An 18,532-nucleotide genomic window follows, 5' to 3' on the forward strand; every position below is an offset into this window, starting at 1 on the left:
TGGGGTCAGGCGCGGGTGGCGTGGGGCGAGGCTCGGGGCAGCGGCGGTGTGGGCGTGGGTGGAGGAACTGGGCGGGAAGGCGACGCGGGGCGCCGGTGGGCTGGTGTGGAGGCACGAGGGTGGGCTCTGTGGGGGCGGAGTGAGGCCCAGGCGCGGCGGGATGCGGAGGTGGGACGGGGTGCGAGGCGCGAGGGGGCTCGTGTGTGGGGTTAGGCGCAGGCGCGGCGGGATGTGGAGGCGGGACGGATTGCGGTGAAGCTCGGTGCGGTGGGGTTACGGCGCCTGATGCATGCGGAGTTAGGGCGCCCGGCGCATGCGAACGCGAACACCGCCACGCCGCGATACCGCGATCACCGCAACGCCGCGAACACCGCGAACACCGCGAGCGTCACGACCACCGCGAGCGCCGCCAGGCAAGCGCGGGGCCACCGCAGCGCCCCGCGCCCCGCGCCCAAGCCCCGCCCGACTCAGCCCAGCGCCCTCTTAAGAAACTCCACCTGAAGCAGCAGCAGATTCTCCGCCACCACCTCCTGCGGCGTCATATGCGTAACCCCCGACAACGGCAACACACTGTGCTGCCGCCCCGCCGCCAGCAACGCGGACGACAACCGCAACGTATGAGCAGCCACAACGTTGTCATCAGCCAGCCCATGCACCAGCAACAACGGCCGCTCCAGCTTCCCCGCATCCCCGAACAGCGATGACTTGTCGTAAATGTCCGGCTGCTGCCCAGGATCCCCCAGGTACCGCTCGGTATAGCAGGTGTCGTACAACCGCCAGTCAGTGACAGGCGCCCCCGCCACGGCGGCGTGGAACACGTCGGGCCGCCGCAGCACCGCGAGCGCCGCCAGGAAGCCGCCGAAGGACCAGCCGCGGATGGCGACCCGGCTCAGGTCGAGGTCGTCGGGGTACTGCTCGGCGACCCCCTGCAGCGCGTCGATCTGGTCTTCGAGGGCGGGGGCGGCCAGGTCGTTGAGTACGGCGCGCTCCCATTCGGTGCCGCGGCCGGGGGTGCCGCGGCCGTCGGCGACGATGACGGCGAAGCCCTGCTCGGCGAACCACTGGCTCTCCAGGAAGGCGCCGCGCCGGTTGAGTACGCGCTGAGCGTGCGGCCCCCCGTACGGGTCCATCAGCACGGGCAGCTTGCCCGACCCCTGCTCGTACCAGGACGGCAGCACCACGGCGGTGGCCAGCTCGCGGCGGCCGGAGCGGCCGAGTGAGACGCGCAGGTCGAGGCCGGGCCGTTCGGCGAAGGACGGGATGGGGACGGCCATGCCGTCGCGGCGGACGACGGTGGTGGAGACGCCTTCGTCGTCGATGCTCTGCTCGCTGAGCACGCCGACGCCGCCCGCCATCCGCCCGGAGAACACGCCGGAGCGGGTGGAGACGGGCAGGAGGGAGTGGCCGTCCCAGGTCCACAGGTGGATCTCGGTGGGGTCGCCGCTGGCGCTGAAGAGCACACTGTCGTGGTCGACGTCGAGCACGGCGCGTACCTGCAGCGTGGGCGGGGTGACGGCGCGGTCGCCGACGTAGAGGCGGTGGCCGCCGTCGGCGTTGGCGACCCAGACGAGCGAGCCGTCGTCGAGGTGGGCGGGGACGCCGCCGACGATGTCGACCCAGGCCGGGTCGGTGTCCTCGCGGACGAGGCTGGTGACGCCGGTGGCGGGGTCGACCGAGAACAGCCGCATGGTGCGCTGGTCGCGGGTCAGCGTGACGATGGACAGGGCGTGGGAGTCCCAGGCCGCGGTGGAGAGGTACTCCTCCTCGTACGGCACCGCCACCCGCGACCCGTCGAGCCCGAGCACGAACAGCTCGGTGCGGGCGTTGGGGGTGCCGGCGGCGGGATAGCGCTGGGCGACGGGCGTGCGGTCCGGGTTGGCGGGGTCGGCGATGTGCCAGACCCGTACGGGCGCCTCGTCGGCCCGTTCGACGAGGAGGGCGTCGCCGGCAGGCGACCACCAGTAGCCGCGCATGCGGTCCATCTCCTCGGCGGCGATGAACTCGGCCAGCCCGTACGTCACCGTCTCGGACTCGGGCGTGGCCAGCGCGCGGTCGTCGCCCGTGTCGAGGCTCTGCACCCGCAGGGCGCCGTCGCAGACGTAGGCGACGTGCCGCCCGTCGGGCGAGAGGCGGGGGTCGATGACCAGGCCGGGCGTGGTGAGCGCGCGGGTCTGCCCGGCGGCCAGCTCCACGACGTGCAGCTTGCCGGACAGCGCGAAGCAGGCCCTGGTCAGCGCGGCGTCGGCGGCGTAGGCGACGACGCCGCCCGCGGCCTCGCGGCTGCGCTCGCGCCTGGCGCGCTCCTCCGGCGGCAGGTTCTCCTCGCCGGCGTCGAGGGCGCGCGGATCGACGACGAGGCGTTCGACGTGGGTGTCGGTGTCGAGCTCCCACAGGCAGGTCACCGGGTCGGTGCCGGTCTTCGTCCGCAGGAAGACCACCCGGCCGCCGTCGGGGGAGATCGTGAAGCCGCGGGGAACCCCCAGGGTGAACCGGCGGGTGCGGGCTGACAGGCGCGGGAAGCTCTCGCTCATGGCCTCAATCCTGCCATTGCTACGCTCGTGGGCATGACTGATCGACGGCTCCTGCTCGTGCACGCCCACCCGGACGACGAGTCGATCGGCACCGGCGCGACCATGGCCAAGTACGTCGCGGAGGGCGCCCACGTCACGCTGGTGACCTGCACGCTCGGCGAGGAGGGCGAGATCATCCCCGCGGACCTCGCGCACCTGGCCGCGGATCGCGACGACGCGCTGGGCCAGTACCGGATCGGCGAGCTGGCGGCGGCCTGCCAGGCGCTCGGCGTGGAGGACCACCGTTTCCTGGGCGGTCCCGGCCGCTGGCGCGACTCGGGCATGATGGGGGTGGCCTCCAACGACCACCCGCGCGCGTTCTGGGGCGCCGACCTCGACGAGGCGGCGGGCGAGCTGGTGAAAATCATCCGCGAGATACGCCCGCAGGTCCTCGTCACCTACGACGCCAACGGCTTCTACGGCCATCCCGACCACATCCAGGCGCACCGGGTCTCGCGCAGGGCGTTCGAGCTGGCGGCGAAGCCGGGCTTCGGCGAGGGCGAGCCCTGGCAGATCGCGAAGTTCTACCACACGGCGGTGGCCAGGTCGGTGCTGCGGCGCGCGGCGGAGGCGCTGGCGGAGGCCGACGTCGACTTCCTGACGGAGAACGTGGACGACATGCCGTTCGGCAGCCCCGACGAGGACGTCACCACCGAGATCGACGCCCGCCCGTGGGTCGGCAACAAGCTGGAGGCGCTGCGCGCGCACGCCACGCAGATCAGCGTCCGGGCCCCCTGGTACGCCCTGTCGAACAACATCGGCCAGGAGGTGGCGGCCGTCGAGCACTACACGCTGGCCATCGGCGTCCCAGGCCCGGCGGTTCCGGGCGCGCCGGTGGACGCGGGCGGCCTCGGTGAGCCGCACACCCGCGAGAACGATCTCTTCGCGGGCATCCACTAACCTCATTCGACATGGAACATCGCAGCCAGGCCGAGTCGGCGCTGGGCGGGGCGGCGTACGGCATGCTGTTCGTGCTCGGGGTCGTCATGGCCGTCGTGGGCGGCTTCACGCATCCCACGTGGCAGTGGGGCGCGGTGCCGGTGTCTGCGGCCGGCTGGGCGCTGGCGCTGTTCGGGGTGTGCCTGGCGGCGGGCAGGCTGATGCGCGCCAGGCTGGGGGCGATGGTGACGGCGCTCGGCTGGCTGCTGGTGACCATGCCGTTCACGCTGGAGCTGGGGATGGGCGATCTGGTGATCGCGTCAGGTCCCTCCGGGTACGTCTACCTGTACGGGGGGTTGGTGGCCCTCGTCGGGGCTTATCTGCTTTCGCCCTCGTCGGGAGGGGGTTCGTGGCTCTTGCGGGGGTACCCCTCCGAAAAACCAGACGTAGAGGCATAAAGTAGCTAGGTGCATTCCATCGAGCGGCACGCGGATCCCGGTACATACAGGAAGGTCGTCGGCCGCTTCGCCACCGGAGTCGCGATCGTGACGACCAGGCTGGACGACGTCGATCACGCGATGACGATCAACTCCTTCACCTCCGTGTCCCTCGATCCCCTGCTGGTGCTGTTCTGCGCGGAGAAGGTGGCGCGCTTCCACGACGCGGTGATGGCGGCAGGGGTGTGGGGCGTGTCGATCCTGCCGGCGTCCATGGAGGACGCCTCGCGGTTCTTCGCCCACCGTGGACGGCCGCTGAACGGGCAGCTCGTCAGGTGGCCGCACCATCGGGGCGGGTCGGGGGTGGCGCTGTTCGACGGGGCCATCGCCACCGTGGAGTGCGCGACCACGGCGGTGCACGACGGCGGCGACCACTCGATCGTGGTGGGCGGGGTGACGGCGCTGGGCATGCCGTCGGACGGGCCGCCGCTGCTGTACCACGAGGGCCGTTACAAGTCGCTGTAGCGATTCGGGCCAGGCGCGTGGCCTGGCCCGAACCCCGCTACTGCGCGGCGGGCGCGCTGACCGACTCGGACGGTGAGGTCGTCGCGGTGTCGGTGGGCACGCTGGTGTCCGTCGGCGTGGGGCTGTCCGTGGGCAACTCGGTGGGAGGCTCGGACGGCGGCGGACAGGTCGGGATCTCAGTGGGAGTGGGGGTTTCGGTCGGAGTTTCGGTCGGGGTGACCGTGGGAGACAACGTATCGGTCGGAGTTTCGCTGACGGTGGGCGTCGGGGTCGGGGTCGGGGTCGAGGTCGGCGTAGGCGTCTCCGAGACGGTGACCGTCGGGGAGACGGTGTCCGTGGGTGGTTCCTCGGAAGGCGGAAGAGTCGGCTCGACGTACGGCTGACAGGTGAACGTCTCGGTGACCGTCGGCCCCGGCTCTGTGACGGTGACCGTGGGACCTGGCTCGGTCACCGTGACCGTCTCGCGGATGGTGACGGTCGGCAGCGGCGCCATGCTGACACCCGGCTGCCCTCGCTTCTTGTACGTGCCCCGGCCCAGCCGGGTGGTGGCGCTTGATTCGCCCCCGACGACCGTGAGATCGACGCTCGCGGTCTTACACGCTCTCCTCTTGCATACTCGCTGTTCGACGTTGAAGAACGCCGCCCCTTCGTAGGTGACCGAGACGTCGAGGTAGGAAACGCCTCGCCTCTTGACCACCCGCGTCTGCGCGGTGTACTCCCCCTCAGTAGGGGGGCTGGTGGTCTCGGTCGGGGTCGGCGACGTCGTGGGGGGCGGCGACGTGGTCGGGTCGCCGGCTAACGCCACCTGCGCGTTGAGAGGAGTGTCGGTGAATCGTAGGGAATCGGTCGCTGACGTCTGGGTGATCGCAACTCCGCCGGCTCCTGCCAGTGCGACGGTGCCGAGCAGCGCGCCCAGGATGGAGAATCTCATAATCCTGCTCTTGTGGGAGATTTCAGGACGGGGATCATTATTCCGACTTGTCAAGATGAGTCAAGGTTCAGACGCATGAACAGGCGCCTCAGGTTCCGCCGCGCGGCGAACTACGTGAACCTCTCCACGCCGCTCGGCCTGCTGCTCGCCGTCGTGGGCGGCGCGTCCAGAATGTCCGGTCCTGACGGCCTCATCCTCGCGTTCGGATACCGCTACCGCTTCCCCATCGCGGGCGCGTTCACCGTCGGGAACGTGGTCCTGACCAGGAGGGACGCGCTCGACGAGCGGCTCATCGCGCACGAGGGGCGGCACGCCACCCAGTGGGCGTGGTGCCTCGGGCTGCCGATGTTGCCGCTCTACCTCCTGGCCATGCTCGGCTCGGTGATCGTCTGTGGCCATCAGGCCTCGTACAACGTCTTCGAACGCCTGGCGGGTCTGGACGACGGCGGGTACCCGCGCGAGCTGCTGTGGTGGCGCCGGCGCTGACGCCCCGCGTCAGGGGGTCAGCTTGAGCGTGTGCACCGCGGACTTCCTGACCGACTCAGGCTTGGAGTACATCGGCATCAGGTCGCCGCGCGCCCACGCCTCGGCCTGGTCCCAGTAGTTGGCGTGGAAGGCGTGCCCGGAGGCGCCTGTCAGGTTGATCCACCGGGACTTGTCCAGGTCCGACAGGTCGACGACCATCCGCATCGACGGCACCGCCGTGATCGCGTAACCGTTCCTGACGTTCCAGCCCGTCGCGTTCACCGCGTCCTTGCCCCCGGCCACCTGCAGCGGCCCCCGGTTGAACAGCGCCTCCACCGGCGCGATGCCCGAGGTCCCGAGCGAGCCGTTGACCAGTTCGAGCTGGTGCAGGTCGCCCCACCGCCACGTCTTGACGTCCTCGCCGAGCAGGTCGGCCAGCTCCTGGTGCGCCGAGGCCATGGCCTGGCGGAGGATGTCGTCGCGGGTCTCCTTGACCTCGCGGGTGGTCACGTCGTCCCAGAACGGGTCGTCAGGCGCCTCCAGCAGCCGCCTGACGACCTCGTACCAGCGGTCGCCGCCAGAGGGGCGGGCCGACTCCGGCAGGTCGTCGTCGAACGTCAGCGTGAGCAGGTGGCGCCAGACGGCGTTGAAGTACGCGGCGGCGGCCGAGCCCGTGCCCTGCGTGCGGTCCCACGTCTTGAGCAGCTCCCTGGCCTGGACGGACGGGCCCGCCAGGTCCACCCGCGTCAGCGCGGGGACGAGCGTCTCGGCGAAGCCGTTGTAGGTGTCCTGCTGGATCTGCGACATGGTGGCAGCGTCGACGGGGCCCTTCTTGATGGCCTCCTTGAGCAGCGTGCGGATGCGCTCCGAGCGGTAGCCGTACGACCAGTCGCGGGTGAGCAGCGGCTTGTAGCGCTCGGGGTCGATGACGGCGTTGTTGGCCGTGACGACGAAGCCGTCGGCAGGGTCCTCGACCGAGGGGAGCTGGTCGTAGGGGATGGGGGCGGCGTCCCAGTCGTACTCGCCGGTCCAGCCGGGCACCGGCCAGGTGCCGTCGCCCTTCGCGCGCACGGGGACGCGGCCGGGCGCCTGGTAGCCGATCTTGCCGGAGGTGTCGGCGTAGACGAGGTTCTGCGCGGGCACGTCGAACAGGGACGCCGCCGCCCTGAACTCCTGCCAGCTCCCGGCCCTGTTCAGCGCGAAGATCGCGTCGACCGTCTTGCCGGGCGTCAGCGCCGTCCACTGCAGGGCCACCGCGTTCGCCTCGCCGCTGGGCTTGGCGGTGGGGATGACCTCGTTGATCAGCGGGCCGTGCCTGGTGCTGCGCACGGTCAGCGTGACCGTCTTGCCCCCGGCCACCTTGATCTTCTCCTGCCGGGTCTCCAGCGGCAGCCGCGAGCCCTTGTACAGGTACGTGTCGCCCTCCACCTGCTCCAGGAAGAGGTCGGCCACGTCGGGGCCGAGGTTCGTGAAGCCCCACGCGATCTTGTCCGTGTGCCCGATGATCACGCCGGGCACGCCGGAGAAGGTGAACCCGGTCACGTCGTACGGGCACGTCTCGGTGATCTTGCGGCAGTGCAGGCCCGCCTGGTACCAGACGGACGGGAGCGCCGGCGACAGATGCGGGTCGTTGGCCAGGAGCGGCTTGCCGCTGTCGGTGTACTCGCCGGAGATCACCCACGAGTTCGACCCGAGGCCGGACCGGTCGGCCGAGCCCATCGAGCTGGGCACGTCGTCGAGCGTGCCGGCCGCGTCGGCGAGCGCCCGGTCGCCGGGCAGCCGCGGCTCGGCGCGCTGGTCGAAGCGGCCCCGCAGGACGGCGCCCTCGTTGACGATCGGGAGGTGGCGGTCGAACGGGTAGCCGGGGTAGAGCTGCTCGACCCGCTCCTTGGGCAGCTTGGTCAGCGCCAGGGCGCGGTCGATCTCGTCCTCGACGTTGGAGCGCAGGTCCCACGCCATCGCCTTCAGCCAGGCGACGGAGTCGACCGGCGTCCACTTCTCGGGCGCGCCGCCCCCGCCCTGCAGCTTCAGGATCGAGTACTCCAGGCTGCGGTCGGAGGCGTTGGGGTTGGCGCTGAGCCAGTTGTTGACCCCCTTGGCGTACGCGTCGAGGTAGCCCTGCGTCTCCTGCGACAGCTCGGGCACCTCCCGCTCGGCCACGCGGCGCCAGCCCATGGTGCGCAGGGCCTTGTCGTTGTCGAGGGTGGAGGCGCCGTACAGCTCCGACAGGCGGCCGGCGGTCAGGTGGCGGCGGAAGTCCATCTCGTAGAAGCGGTCCTGGGCGTGGACGAAGCCCTGGGCCATGAACAGGTCGGCCGCGCTGTCGGCATAAATGTGGGGGATCCCCGATTTATCCCGATAAATCTCGACGTTGCCGGTCAGGCCGGGGAGCCGCAGCGTCCCGTCCACCTGCGGGAACGACTTGCGCACCGTGTAGACGACCACCCCGGCCAGCACCACCACCAGTGCCAGAAGCACGGTCAACACCCGAGCGGACCACCGCAACGGCAACGGCATCCACGCATAGGGCCTCACCGCCACCTCCTTCATGCCGAACCGACATCAAGTCTGGCAGTTCGTGATCACTGCTCCGGACGCGTCAGGCCCAGGTCTGCCCCTCCGCCGTGTCGGACACCCGCACGCCCAGCTCCGCCAATTCGTCGCGCAGCCGGTCGGACGCGGCCCAGTCGGCCGACTCGCGCGCCCTGGCCCGCGCCTCCAGCAACTCGGCGGCCCCGGGCGGCAGCACCTTGGGCTTGCCGATGTCGATCGACAGGTCGAGCCCCAGCACCTGGTCCAGATGGAGGAACGTCTCGAACTTCGCCCCCGGAGCCACCGACTCGTCGCGCTCCAGCTCCCGCAGCACCCGCAGCGCCGCCGGAGTGTCGAGGTCGTCGTCGAACGCCGACTCGGCCCGGTCGACGTGCTCCTGCGACAGCGGCGCGCTGACCGACTCGGCCCACTCCGCCACCCGCGAGCGCCACCTGCGCACCGTGCGGTCGGCGGCCCTCAGCGTGTCCCAGGTGAGGTTGAGCTGCTGGCGGTAGCGGTGCTCCAGGAACGCCATCCGCACGGCCAGCGGGTCGAGCCCCGCCGACACCACGTCGGACAGCAGCACCACGTTCCCCGTCGACTTGGCCATCTTCTGCCCGTCGAAGAGCAGATGCTCCCCGTGCACCCAGTGGTCGACCACCTCGTGGCCGGTCGCCGCGTTCGACTGCGCCCGCTCGTCCTCGTGGTGCGGGAACCGCAGGTCGATGCCCGCCGTGTGGATCTCGAAGCGCGGCCCGAGATAGCGCAGCGACATGGCCGAGCACTCCACGTGCCAGCCCGGGAAGCCGCGGCCCCACGGCGCCTCCCAGGTCAGCTCGCCCTCCCCGGGCTTCCACAGGGCCCAGTCGGCGTGGAAGCGCTTGCGGGGATCGACGATGTCGATGCGGTGGGCGGGCTTGAGCGCGTCGAGCCGGTTGCCGGAGATCTCACCGTACGAGGGGAACGTCCGTACGTCGAAGAAGACCGAGCCGTCGGGCACGGCGTAGGCGTGCCCCTGCTCGACCAGCTTGGCGATCAGCTCCACCATCAGATCGACGGTCTCGCTGGCCCTGGGCATGTGCTCGGGCGGCCGGAGGTTCAGCGCGGCCGTGTCGGCCCTGAACGCCTCCTCGTAGTGGCGCGCCAGCTCCAGCGGCGAGCGCCCTTCCGCGCGGGCCTGGGCGAGAACCTTGTCCTCGCCCTCGTCCGCCGTGTCGTCGGCCAGGTGGCCGACGTCGGTGATGTTCTGACAGGCCACGACCCGCACCCGCCGCCGCTCCAGGACCCGTCTGATCAGGTCGGACAGCAGGTACGTGCGCAGGTTGCCCACGTGCGCGTGCCGGTAGACCGTCGGCCCGCACGTGTACATCCGCACCGCGCGCCCGGCGGCGATCTCCTCGACCTGCCTGGCGCGCGTGTCGTAGATCCGCAACATCTGCCGAGCTTAGCCCGGCGTCATCCGCCCAGGAAACCGAGGATGTCCCGGTCGCCGCGCTCGCGCAGCCTGCCGAGCACCTCCTCGCGCGTGGCGGTGTCGGGCAGCCCGATCCTGGCGCCGATCAGCCGCAGCCCCTCCAGCTCCGAGCTGACGGGCGCGGTGTAGCCGAACAGGTAGAGCGCCCGGTTGATGGGCGGCATCCCGACGGGCGCGGCGGGCAGGTAGCGGGTCAGCAGCTCGCCGCCGTCGGACACGGTCAGGAAGACGTGGTCGCCCTCCTGCGCCTTGTACTCGGCCAGCACGTTGCGGATGGAGCCCATCGTGGGCTGGTTGTGCCAGCTGATCACCACGTCGCCGGAGGGCGCGGACGCCGTGAGCTGCCCGCCCGGCGCCATCCCCAGGTACGCCGCGAACCCCGTCGGCAGCGGCGACCCCGACCCGCGCAGGTGCTCGGCGTTGACGTCCACGCGGTGCCACCAGCGGCCGTCGCGGGAGCGGAAGCTGCGCCGCGTCTCCGAGACGTCCTTGCGCGGCTGGTACGGCTCCGCCTCGCCCCCGGGGGCGGTGCCCGCCACCCTGATCCAGCCGCGCTGCGTGCGCTCGAACCCGGGCCCGCCCGAGTACGCACGCACCGAGCTCTCGCTCACGTCGTAGCGCGAGGTCAGGTTGGCCACGATCGTGCTGACCGAAGCCTCGCCGCCGGCCCGCTCGATCTCCCTGGCGATCATCTCCCTGATGCCCAGGTACTCGTCGCCGCCCCACCTGGTCAGCCCGTACTTGTTGCGGTCGACCCGGCGGAAGCGCTCGTCGGCGGTGAGCTGGTTGCGGATGCCGACCAGGCTGTAGTCCTCGCCGATGCGCTCCTGGATCTCCTCCGGCGACAGCGGCGCGCCCGCCACCGCGAGCACCGCCTCGGCCTTCTCGTTGATGCTGCGCGGCCACGGCACCACGTGCTGGCCCAGCACGCGCAGTTGCGGCACGGCCAGGATCCACCGCTCGGCGACGTCCTCGCGCACGCCGAGCTGCGACACCATGGACACCGCCTCGCCGAGCGGGTGCGGCCCGTCGGCGAAGAGCTGGCGCGTCTTCTCCCTCAGCTCGTCGGCCCCGCCCGCGACGAGCCAGCCGTCGGCCTGCTCGTAGCCGGTCAGCAGCGTGCGCACGAAGCGCCACGCGGGGATCCCCAGTGTCCGCAGCTCGGTGCGGTGCCACGGCACGGTGGCCTGCAGGTCGTCGGCCGGCGCCGCCGAGCCCAGCCGGCCGCGCAGCCAGGTGACGTGCGCGACCAGGGGGGCGGCCTCCGGCTTGCTCAGCCAGGCGTCCACGTGGTCGCGCAGGTCGCGCTCGATCTGCCTGATCCGCTCCCGCGTCACGGAGAAGCGCTGCGCCAGCTCGTCCAGGGTGGCGCGCTGCGTGGCGTACAGGCGGTCGCGGGCGATGGCCCGCTGCCGGTCGTCCAGCGCGCCGAACAGCTCGTCGATCAGCTCGGGCAGCGGCCTGTCCGGCCTGGACGGCGCGGCCACCGGCTCGGGGGCGGGTTCGAGCAGCCGCTCGAAGACGCCGCTGAACAGCTTCTGCACCACGTCCTTGCCCAGCGTCTCCGGCGACCGCTCGGCCTCGGCGGGGTCGGAGAAGCGCAGCAGCGGCAGGATGTCGCCGAGCATGAGATGCCCCCAGCAGGCCACGGCCAGGTCGGCCAGGTGGCCCGCGACGGTCTGCGTGCCGACGACGGCACACGCGCGGTCGAGGGGGATCGCCTGCCACCAGGCCTCGGGCAGCTGGGGCTCCTCCACGATCGGCGCTATCTGACCAGGGGAGGTCCAGCGCAGGGGTGGCGCGAGGTCGCTCAGGCTGAGGTTCATTGAGGTCCAACCGGCAAAGGGAAGATATCCGCAGTTCAGACTATGTGATCAGAGGGGTAGAAACGGGCTGCCTCTTCCGGAATGGGAGATATAGAGCAACGATCGGGCCCGGGTGCAGGCGACGAACAGTATGCTCCGTTCGCGTTGCAGGGCACGAGCCCGCGCGTAAGGCTCATCCGGCGGCGGCTCAGGCACCACACCCTCCGCCACCCCGATGAGCGCCACCCGCTCGAACTCGAGCCCCTTCAACTGCTGGAAGGTCGAGGCGCGCACGGCCAGGCCGGTCAGCGCCCGCCTGGCGGCGCGCACCAGCCGCTGGTTGCGCGCTCCCACCGCGATCTCGCTCGCGGGCACACCGTCGGCCAGCCACGCGTCTATGGTGCCGCGGAGCCCCGACAATTCCGCCTCTGGCGTGTCGTACGCCCGCACGACCGGCCGCTCGCCGTGCCGCGCGGCGCTGAAGTCCGCCATGTCGGTCACCCCCTTGACCAGGCCGGGCGAGGGGCCGCCGCCGCGCAGCCGTACCGAGAAGGACAGCAGCTCCTGCGGCAGCCGGTGGGAGCGGCCGAGCGAGTGCTGGACGGCGGGGATGCCCAGCGCCCCCAGCGCCACCTTCGTGTCGGTGACGCGCTGGTGCGGGTCACCCACGATGAACAGGTCGTCCCGCGCCCGCGGCACGGCCGCCCGCAGCAGCCGCCACTGCGCGGGGCTGATGTCCTGAGCCTCGTCCACAACCATGTGACGGTACGGCTTGCGCCCCGGATCCACATCGTCGAGCAGATCACCTGTCGAGATCGACAGCAACCGCAGCGCGTCCTCCGTGAGCTGGGCCAGCGACCGCGCCCCCGGCCCCACCAGCGCGGGGCGGCGGCCTTCCGCGCCGGCCACGATGCGGATCGCCAGCCGCTCGGCGTTGTCCACCTCGACCCGCTTGCGGACCACCTCGTCCTCGATCAGCACGTCCAGCCGTGACGACAGGTCGTCGGCCAGCCCCTGCGAGAACGTCACCAGCAGCACCGGACCCGCCCCGCGCGCCGCCAGATGCGCCGCCCTGTGCAGCGCGACCACGGTCTTGCCGGTGCCCGCGCCGCCCACGACCAGCACCGGATGCTCGTACCTGGCCGCCCTGGCCAGCCGGTGCTGCGGCGGGTACAGGAACGTGCACCAGCCCGGCGCCCCCAGCACCCGGTCCAGCGCGACCTTGTCGGAGACGAACACCGCCCGGTCCGGGCTGCGCCGCAGGGCCGCGTACAGGTCCTCCGGGTCGATCGGCCCCGGCTCCTGCTCCGTGGCGCGCCAGGCGTTCAGCTCCCGCCACGCCTCCGACAGCGAGCCGCCCCTGGCCAGCACCGCCAGCGGGACGTACTGGGTGGGCGGCAGCAGCGGCTCCAGCGCCGCCACGTCGGCCTCCGTCGTGACCAGGCGGAACAGCGGCAGCGCCGCGCCGTCCAGGCCCAGCCCCAGCAGGTCGCCGTCGCAGATCGGCGCGAACAGCCGCGAGGACCTGGCGGAGCGCCGTAACGCGGGCTCCACCCGGTCCAGCGCCTCGGCGTCCCACTCCTCGACCACCCCGATTGCCGGGTTCACGCCGTAGCGGTGGCGGCGGGCGTACGACCAGGCCTCCGGGTCGGGCAGCAGCGTACGCAGCCAGTACACGTCCCGCTGCCGCACCACCACCCCGCGATGGCCCTCGGCCAGACGCAGCGTCGCGACCCGCGGATCCCTCGCGCCCCTGACCCGCTCGGGGTGCGGCGCGCCCGACACGTTCAGCAGGAACCGGCGCAGCGCGACCACGGCGTCCCTGCGCACCGGCTGTGCCAGTGCGCTGAGCTCCCTGGGAAACTCAGGGCCGATCGCGAGCCGCGGCACCGGCTCAGTCCAGGAGCTCTAGCAGGTCGCGATCCCCGCGCTCACGGAGCCTGCCGAGCAGGTCGGGCAGGGCCACGGGCCCCGTCATGCCGATCCTGGTGGCGATCACCCTGGCCGCCTGGTCCCGGGTGCCTCCCGGAGCCGTGTACCCCACCAGGCGCAACGCCTTGGTGATCTTCTCGGCCCCCTGGGCGGCGACCGGGAGGTGCCTGGCTCTCAGCACTCCCTCGTCCGACAGCGTCAGGAACAGGTGGCCGCCCTCGCGGGCGCCCACGTCCACCAGGAGCCGCTCGATGCTCTGCAGGATCGGCTTGCCGTGCCAGACCATCGACAGCTCGCCCGCGGCGCTCCTGACCGTCCTGCTCTCGCCCGGCGACAGCCCCAGGTACGAGGCGAACCCCGTCGGCAGCACGCACTCGCCGCCCGCAAGCTGCTCGGCCGTGACGTCGATCCGCAACCACCAGCGGCCGTCGGGCTGCCTGAAGCAGCGCCGCGTCTGCGAGACGTCCTTCAGCGGCTGGTACGGCTTGTCCTGCTCGCCGTTCGCCTCCTGCATCGGCTGGGCGGCCGGGGTGAACGCCTGGAACTGCGGCGGGCCAGGGGGCGGCTGCGGCGTCAACCCCACCGGGCCGAACGCCGACTGCACCAGCTCCACCGGCGGCTGCGGCTGCTGCTGGTACGGCTTGCGCTGCGGCAGCGGCGGTGGCGGCAGCTCCGCCGGGGGCGGCGGGGGCGGGGCCAGCGTGGTCAGGACGAACTGCCACGCCGGGACCTCCAGGGCCTGGATCTCCACGCTGTGCCAGTCGGCCGCGTTGATGACCTGCTCCTTGGGGGCGGCCGGGCCCAGGGTTCTGGTCAGCTCGTCCAGGTGGGCCCGGTAGGGGGCGGCCTCGTCGCTCGACAGCCAGCGGTCCAGGCGGGCGCGCAGCTCCTCCTCGGTGGCGGAGATCTCGGCCGGGGGGACGGCGAACAGCTTGGCGAGCTGGTCGACGGCGGAGGGCTCGTCGGTGAAGACCCGGTTCTGGGCGACGGCCCAGCTCTTGTCGTCCAGGCCGGCGAAGGCGGCTTCGATGAGCTGGGGGAGCGGGCGGTCCTCGCCGTCGTGCTCGGCACCCTGGCCGTCCTCGACCTCAGCCCCGCCCGCAGCCTCAGCCCCGCCCGCAGCCTCAGCCTCGCCCGCAGCCTCAGCCCCGCTCGCAGCTTCTGCCTCGACGCCGACCTCGTGCTCGTGCGCGGCGGCGTCCTCGTGCTCGTGTGCGGCGGCGTCCTCGTGCACTGCCTCATGCTCGTGCGCGGCGTCGGCCTCGTGCTCGTGCGCTGCGGCGGCTTCGCGCTCATGCGCGGCCTCGGCGTCGGCGCCGGCGTCGGGCTCGGCGTAGTGCTGGGGCTCGGCGTAGTGCTCGGCGTAGTGCTCGGCGCTGGCGTCGGCCTCGCCCCGGCCCTGGCCCTCGCCCTGGAATGCCTCCGCCTGGAGCGCTTCGGCCTCCTGGGCGGCCGGTTCGGGGGCGGGCTCGTCGGCGGCGTCCAGCACCCGCCCGGGCTCCGGCTCGGGAGCCTCGTCGGCGACGGGCTCGGCGTCGGCGTCCACGACCCGCTCGGGCTCGTCCAGCTCCTCGTCCAGAGTGGCGCTGTCGGGGTGCGCGGCGGCAGCCTCCTCGACGCCCTCAGCGGCGTGCTGAACGGCGACCGGCTCCGGGACCTCCTCCTCGCCCGCCCCCGCGCGCCCCAGCGCCGCAGCGGGCGCCTCAGGCTCGTCGGCGACGTGCGGGTGCTCGGCGACGACCCCGGCCTCAGGCCCGACAGCCGCGACGGGCACGGCGGGCCCGACAGCCGCGACGGGCACGGCGGGCGCGTCGTCGCCGTGCGGGTGCGCGAGCCGCACCAGGACGGCCGAGAACAGCGTGTTCAGCACCGGCCGGGCCTGGATGAAGGGCTGGTCCACCAGCTCCCGGCTGGTCAGCGCGAGCAGCCCGGCCCACGACCCGGCGCGGTCGAGCGCGATCGCGACGGCGGGCTCGTCGGCCTCCTCCGGGTCCAGGACGTGCAGGGCGGGCAGGACGTCGCCGACCGCCGCGGCGGGCCAGTGCTCAAGGGCGATCTCGGTCAACAGCTCGCCCAGCGACTCGGGACCGATCGCCGCCAGGACACGCGGCATGGGCAAACTGCGCCACCACGCATCCGGCAGGTCCGGCTGCCCGGTGAGTAGCGTGATCGTCGACGAGTCGCTCCACCTCAACGGTGGTACGAGGTCGCTCAGGCAGAAGTTCATCCCGTTCCGTTCACCAGCCCCTCACGCCGCCGCAGCGGTGCAGCCATAATCTCGCCGCCCACGGAACAGACCATAGTCCGGCAAATCAGCCCTACGCATCATGCTCGGCGCATCAACGCCGAACAGCGGCAAAGCGTAGACGCACGTAGTCGGCCATCCAGCCAGTCTCCCTGCGAAGTGCGGGTGCGGCGAGCTCGTTCACGCGTCGGAGCAGGGGTTCCACGATCTCGGGGGGAAGCCCTTCGAGCACCGAGGCGGCGAACATGCGCACCCAGTCGGCGGCCCCGCCGGGGCACTCGTCCAGGGGAGTCGGCCGGTCGAAGTACTCCAGCAACCTGACCACGAACCCCTCCTGCTCGAGGCGGCGGGCGTACTCGGCAGGCGTGGGAAAGTACCACGGGAGCTCGGGCTCGCGCAGGCCGTACTCGCGCCAGGCGGTCAGCATCGCGGTGGTCAGCTCGGCGCAGTTGCCGGCTCCGCCCATCTCCGCGACGAAGCGCCCGCCAGGCTTGAGTGCCTCGCGGACGCTGGCGATCACGGCGGCGGGGTCGCGGCTCATCCAGTGCAGCGCGGCGTTGGAGAACACCGCGTCGTACGGGTCCACGACCGTGAAGTCGTGCCCGTCGCCGACGATGAAGTCGAGCCCGGGGTACTGGGCGATGGCTTTCTCGATCATCGCGGCGGAGCCGTCGATCCCGAGGACCTCGGCGCCTCTGAACGCGATCTGCGCGGTCAGCACCCCGGTGCCGCAGCCGAGGTCGAGCACGCGCTCGCCGGCGCGCGCGTCGAGCAGGTCGACCAGTGGCGCGCCCTGTGTCGAGACGTAGCCGAAACTGCTGTCGTAGGCGCGACTGTTCCACCGCTCCAAGCTCGGTGTGTCGTATCGCAAGACGATCAGCTCACATTCGATCAGACATCGGGCCCCCGTGGCCGTGCTGTCTGTTCACTTTAGAGCCTGATCGTCCCTACGACATATCAAGTCACTTCGGACTCATCCCACACTCTTCGACCACTCCTTCCTGAGGTACGCCTTCGCGGCGTCGGCCTGCGGAATCGTCATCAGCACGGGCGGGCCGGGCGGCCTGGGCAGTTTCGCGGCCTGCTCGGCGTCGAGGGTGCCCTTCATGAGCATCGCCTCGCCGCGCGCCGGCCGGGCGAAGCCCTTCTGGAGCAGGTTCTGGCCCTCGTCGGAGAACAGGAACTCCTGCCACAGCCGGGCCGCCGCCGGGTGCGGGGCCGCCTTGCTGATCGCCTGCACGTGGTAGCCGCCGAGCGCGGAGTCGCGCGGGATGGTGACCTTCCACGCGTCGGGGTGGCTCGCGCCGCGCGCCGCGTTCAGGTGGTCCCAGGCGACGATGACGTTGGCCTTGGCCGGCTCGGTGAGCCGCCCCTCCTGCTTGAGCTTGGCGAACAGCGCCACGCCCTGCTCGGGACGCGGCACCCCGGCGCGCAGCGAGGCGGCCATCACGCCGCCGAACCCGGCGGCCGAGCGCAGGGGGTCGCCGTCGAGCGCCACCCGGTGGCCGGGCTTGAGCAGGTCGGCGAACGTGGCGGGCGGCTTGACCTCGCGCGGGTCGTACCCGATGGACATGTAGCCGCCGTAGGCGGCGTACCAGGCGCCGGACGGATCCTTGACCTGGTCGGGCAGGTCCTGCCAGCCCTGCACCTTGTACGGGGCGAAGCGGTCGGCCCCCGAGACGGCCACGTCCATGGTCAGGTCGAAGACGTCGGGCTTGAGCTTCGCGGCGATGTCGAGCTCCCGCGCGCTGCTCGCTCCCGGTTCGAGCTGGTTGACCTTGATGTCGTACTTGTCGGCGAAGGTGTCGATGATCTCGCCGTAGTTGACCCAGTCGCGGGGCAGGGCGATCACGTTCAGCTCGCCCTCGCGCTGCGCGGTCTCCGCCAGGCGCTCCATGGTGCCGAAGCCGGCCTTCAGTGAGCCGGCCTGGGCGTTGACCGGCGGCAGATTCTTGGTCTCCGTGGTGGTCGTGGAATCGGTGGACGACGCGCCGCATCCGGCGCTGGCGAGGATGGCTGCTGCGGCGGCGCAGGTACGTACAGTCACACAACGAATACTTACTGTTGCATTCGCCCAGGTCGAGGAGGCGCGGCCGGTACGACCCTGGCGGCCACCAGGCTCTCCTCCTGGATCGTCACGACCGTGCCGTCCTTTTTGCGGATTTCGAGCACTCCATCCGCCCACGACACGAGGATGCCCACCGCGTCGCGAAACCCGCCCGGGACCCGTCTTCGCGTGGTGATCCGTGCGCCGATGTCCTGAGTTGTAATGGCGATCACGAGGCGTGCGACCACGAGTTTGCCACCCTCCGTTTCGGCCAGCTGGCAAGCACGGCAATACTAGGGCGTAGCAAACCGCGGTCAGAGTCATGCCATGGTGCTGGAGAAGAAGGAGCTCGAGGTGACCTACGTCATCGCGCAGCCTTGCGTGGACGTCCTGGACAAGGCGTGCATCGAGGAGTGCCCCGTCGATTGCATCTACGAGGGCGAGCGCATGCTTTACATCCACCCCGACGAGTGCGTGGACTGCGGCGCGTGCGAGCCTGTGTGCCCCGTCGAGGCGATTTTCTACGAGGACGACCTTCCCGAGCAGTGGAAGGACTTCTACAAGGCGAACGTGGACTTCTTCGAGGACCTCGGCTCGCCCGGTGGGGCCTCGAAGGTCGGCAAGATCGACAAGGACCACCCTGTCGTGGCCGCGCTGCCGCCGCAGGGCGAGGACCACTAAGAGTTCTGT

General features: G+C 71.5%; 15 protein-coding genes. 5 read left to right on the plus strand and 10 right to left on the minus strand.

What is annotated here, in order from left to right:
• Positions 1 to 467 precede the first annotated feature (467 nt).
• Positions 468 to 2,531 (minus strand): S9 family peptidase, encoded by a 2,064-nt coding sequence (locus ABD331_RS26775; RefSeq protein ID WP_344480016.1) that lies wholly within the window; start codon positions 2,529 to 2,531, stop codon positions 468 to 470.
• Between the two features lie 33 nt (positions 2,532 to 2,564).
• Between ABD331_RS26775 and mshB the strand changes: the two genes are divergently transcribed.
• From mshB to ABD331_RS26790, 3 genes are read left to right on the plus strand one after another with little or no spacing between them, the layout of a single operon-like run.
• Entirely contained in the window at positions 2,565 to 3,470 is a 906-nt protein-coding gene (gene mshB, locus ABD331_RS26780) for an N-acetyl-1-D-myo-inositol-2-amino-2-deoxy-alpha-D-glucopyranoside deacetylase (protein WP_344480018.1), read from the plus strand.
• Positions 3,471 to 3,481: 11 nt separating this feature from the next.
• The gene (locus ABD331_RS26785; protein ID WP_344480020.1) at positions 3,482 to 3,907 is read left to right on the plus strand and encodes a DUF6113 family protein; all 426 of its coding nucleotides are present in this window, start codon (positions 3,482 to 3,484) and stop codon (positions 3,905 to 3,907) included.
• A gap of 9 nt (positions 3,908 to 3,916) precedes the next feature.
• Positions 3,917 to 4,411 (plus strand): flavin reductase family protein, encoded by a 495-nt coding sequence (locus tag ABD331_RS26790; protein WP_344480022.1) that lies wholly within the window; start codon positions 3,917 to 3,919, stop codon positions 4,409 to 4,411.
• Between the two features lie 37 nt (positions 4,412 to 4,448).
• Here the strand turns inward: ABD331_RS26790 and ABD331_RS26795 are convergent, their stop codons facing one another.
• Entirely contained in the window at positions 4,449 to 5,342 is an 894-nt protein-coding gene (locus ABD331_RS26795; RefSeq protein WP_344480024.1) for a hypothetical protein, read from the minus strand.
• A gap of 75 nt (positions 5,343 to 5,417) precedes the next feature.
• Between ABD331_RS26795 and ABD331_RS26800 the strand changes: the two genes are divergently transcribed.
• Positions 5,418 to 5,828 carry a hypothetical protein gene (locus ABD331_RS26800; RefSeq protein ID WP_344480026.1) on the plus strand — a complete coding sequence of 137 codons (411 nt, stop codon included), beginning with the start codon at positions 5,418 to 5,420 and terminating at the stop codon, positions 5,826 to 5,828.
• A gap of 9 nt (positions 5,829 to 5,837) precedes the next feature.
• On the opposite strand, the gene ABD331_RS26805 is transcribed toward ABD331_RS26800, so the two are convergent.
• The 8 genes from ABD331_RS26805 to ABD331_RS26840 all read right to left on the minus strand — a co-directional run bounded on the left by ABD331_RS26805 (position 5,838) and on the right by ABD331_RS26840 (position 18,090).
• Positions 5,838 to 8,324: a penicillin acylase family protein gene (locus ABD331_RS26805; protein WP_344480329.1), complete on the minus strand. Its 2,487-nt coding sequence runs from the start codon at positions 8,322 to 8,324 to the stop codon at positions 5,838 to 5,840.
• Positions 8,325 to 8,406: 82 nt separating this feature from the next.
• A complete protein-coding gene (gene cysS / locus ABD331_RS26810; RefSeq protein WP_344480028.1) occupies positions 8,407 to 9,774 on the minus strand; it encodes a cysteine--tRNA ligase in 1,368 nt (455 codons plus the stop codon).
• A 20-nt stretch (positions 9,775 to 9,794) separates the two neighbouring features.
• Positions 9,795 to 11,570, minus strand: coding sequence for a sigma factor-like helix-turn-helix DNA-binding protein (locus tag ABD331_RS26815; protein WP_344480030.1), 1,776 nt, complete (start codon positions 11,568 to 11,570; stop codon positions 9,795 to 9,797).
• Positions 11,571 to 11,687: 117 nt separating this feature from the next.
• Positions 11,688 to 13,508: a UvrD-helicase domain-containing protein gene (locus ABD331_RS26820; RefSeq protein ID WP_344480032.1), complete on the minus strand. Its 1,821-nt coding sequence runs from the start codon at positions 13,506 to 13,508 to the stop codon at positions 11,688 to 11,690.
• A 4-nt stretch (positions 13,509 to 13,512) separates the two neighbouring features.
• Positions 13,513 to 15,663 carry a hypothetical protein gene (locus ABD331_RS26825; RefSeq protein WP_344480034.1) on the minus strand — a complete coding sequence of 717 codons (2,151 nt, stop codon included), beginning with the start codon at positions 15,661 to 15,663 and terminating at the stop codon, positions 13,513 to 13,515.
• A 226-nt stretch (positions 15,664 to 15,889) separates the two neighbouring features.
• Entirely contained in the window at positions 15,890 to 16,666 is a 777-nt protein-coding gene (locus tag ABD331_RS26830; protein ID WP_344480036.1) for a class I SAM-dependent methyltransferase, read from the minus strand.
• 102 nt (positions 16,667 to 16,768) lie between these two features.
• Entirely contained in the window at positions 16,769 to 17,842 is a 1,074-nt protein-coding gene (locus tag ABD331_RS26835) for an ABC transporter substrate-binding protein (protein ID WP_344480038.1), read from the minus strand.
• Between the two features lie 11 nt (positions 17,843 to 17,853).
• The gene (locus ABD331_RS26840; protein WP_344480039.1) at positions 17,854 to 18,090 is read right to left on the minus strand and encodes a putative acetyltransferase; all 237 of its coding nucleotides are present in this window, start codon (positions 18,088 to 18,090) and stop codon (positions 17,854 to 17,856) included.
• Between the two features lie 106 nt (positions 18,091 to 18,196).
• On the opposite strand from ABD331_RS26840, the gene fdxA reads away from it, so the two are divergent.
• A complete protein-coding gene (gene fdxA, locus ABD331_RS26845) occupies positions 18,197 to 18,523 on the plus strand; it encodes a ferredoxin (protein WP_080047500.1) in 327 nt (108 codons plus the stop codon).
• Positions 18,524 to 18,532: the final 9 nt, after the last annotated feature.

The sequence above is a fragment of the Nonomuraea monospora genome (genome assembly GCF_039531895.1).
GTDB lineage: Bacteria > Actinomycetota > Actinomycetes > Streptosporangiales > Streptosporangiaceae > Nonomuraea > Nonomuraea monospora.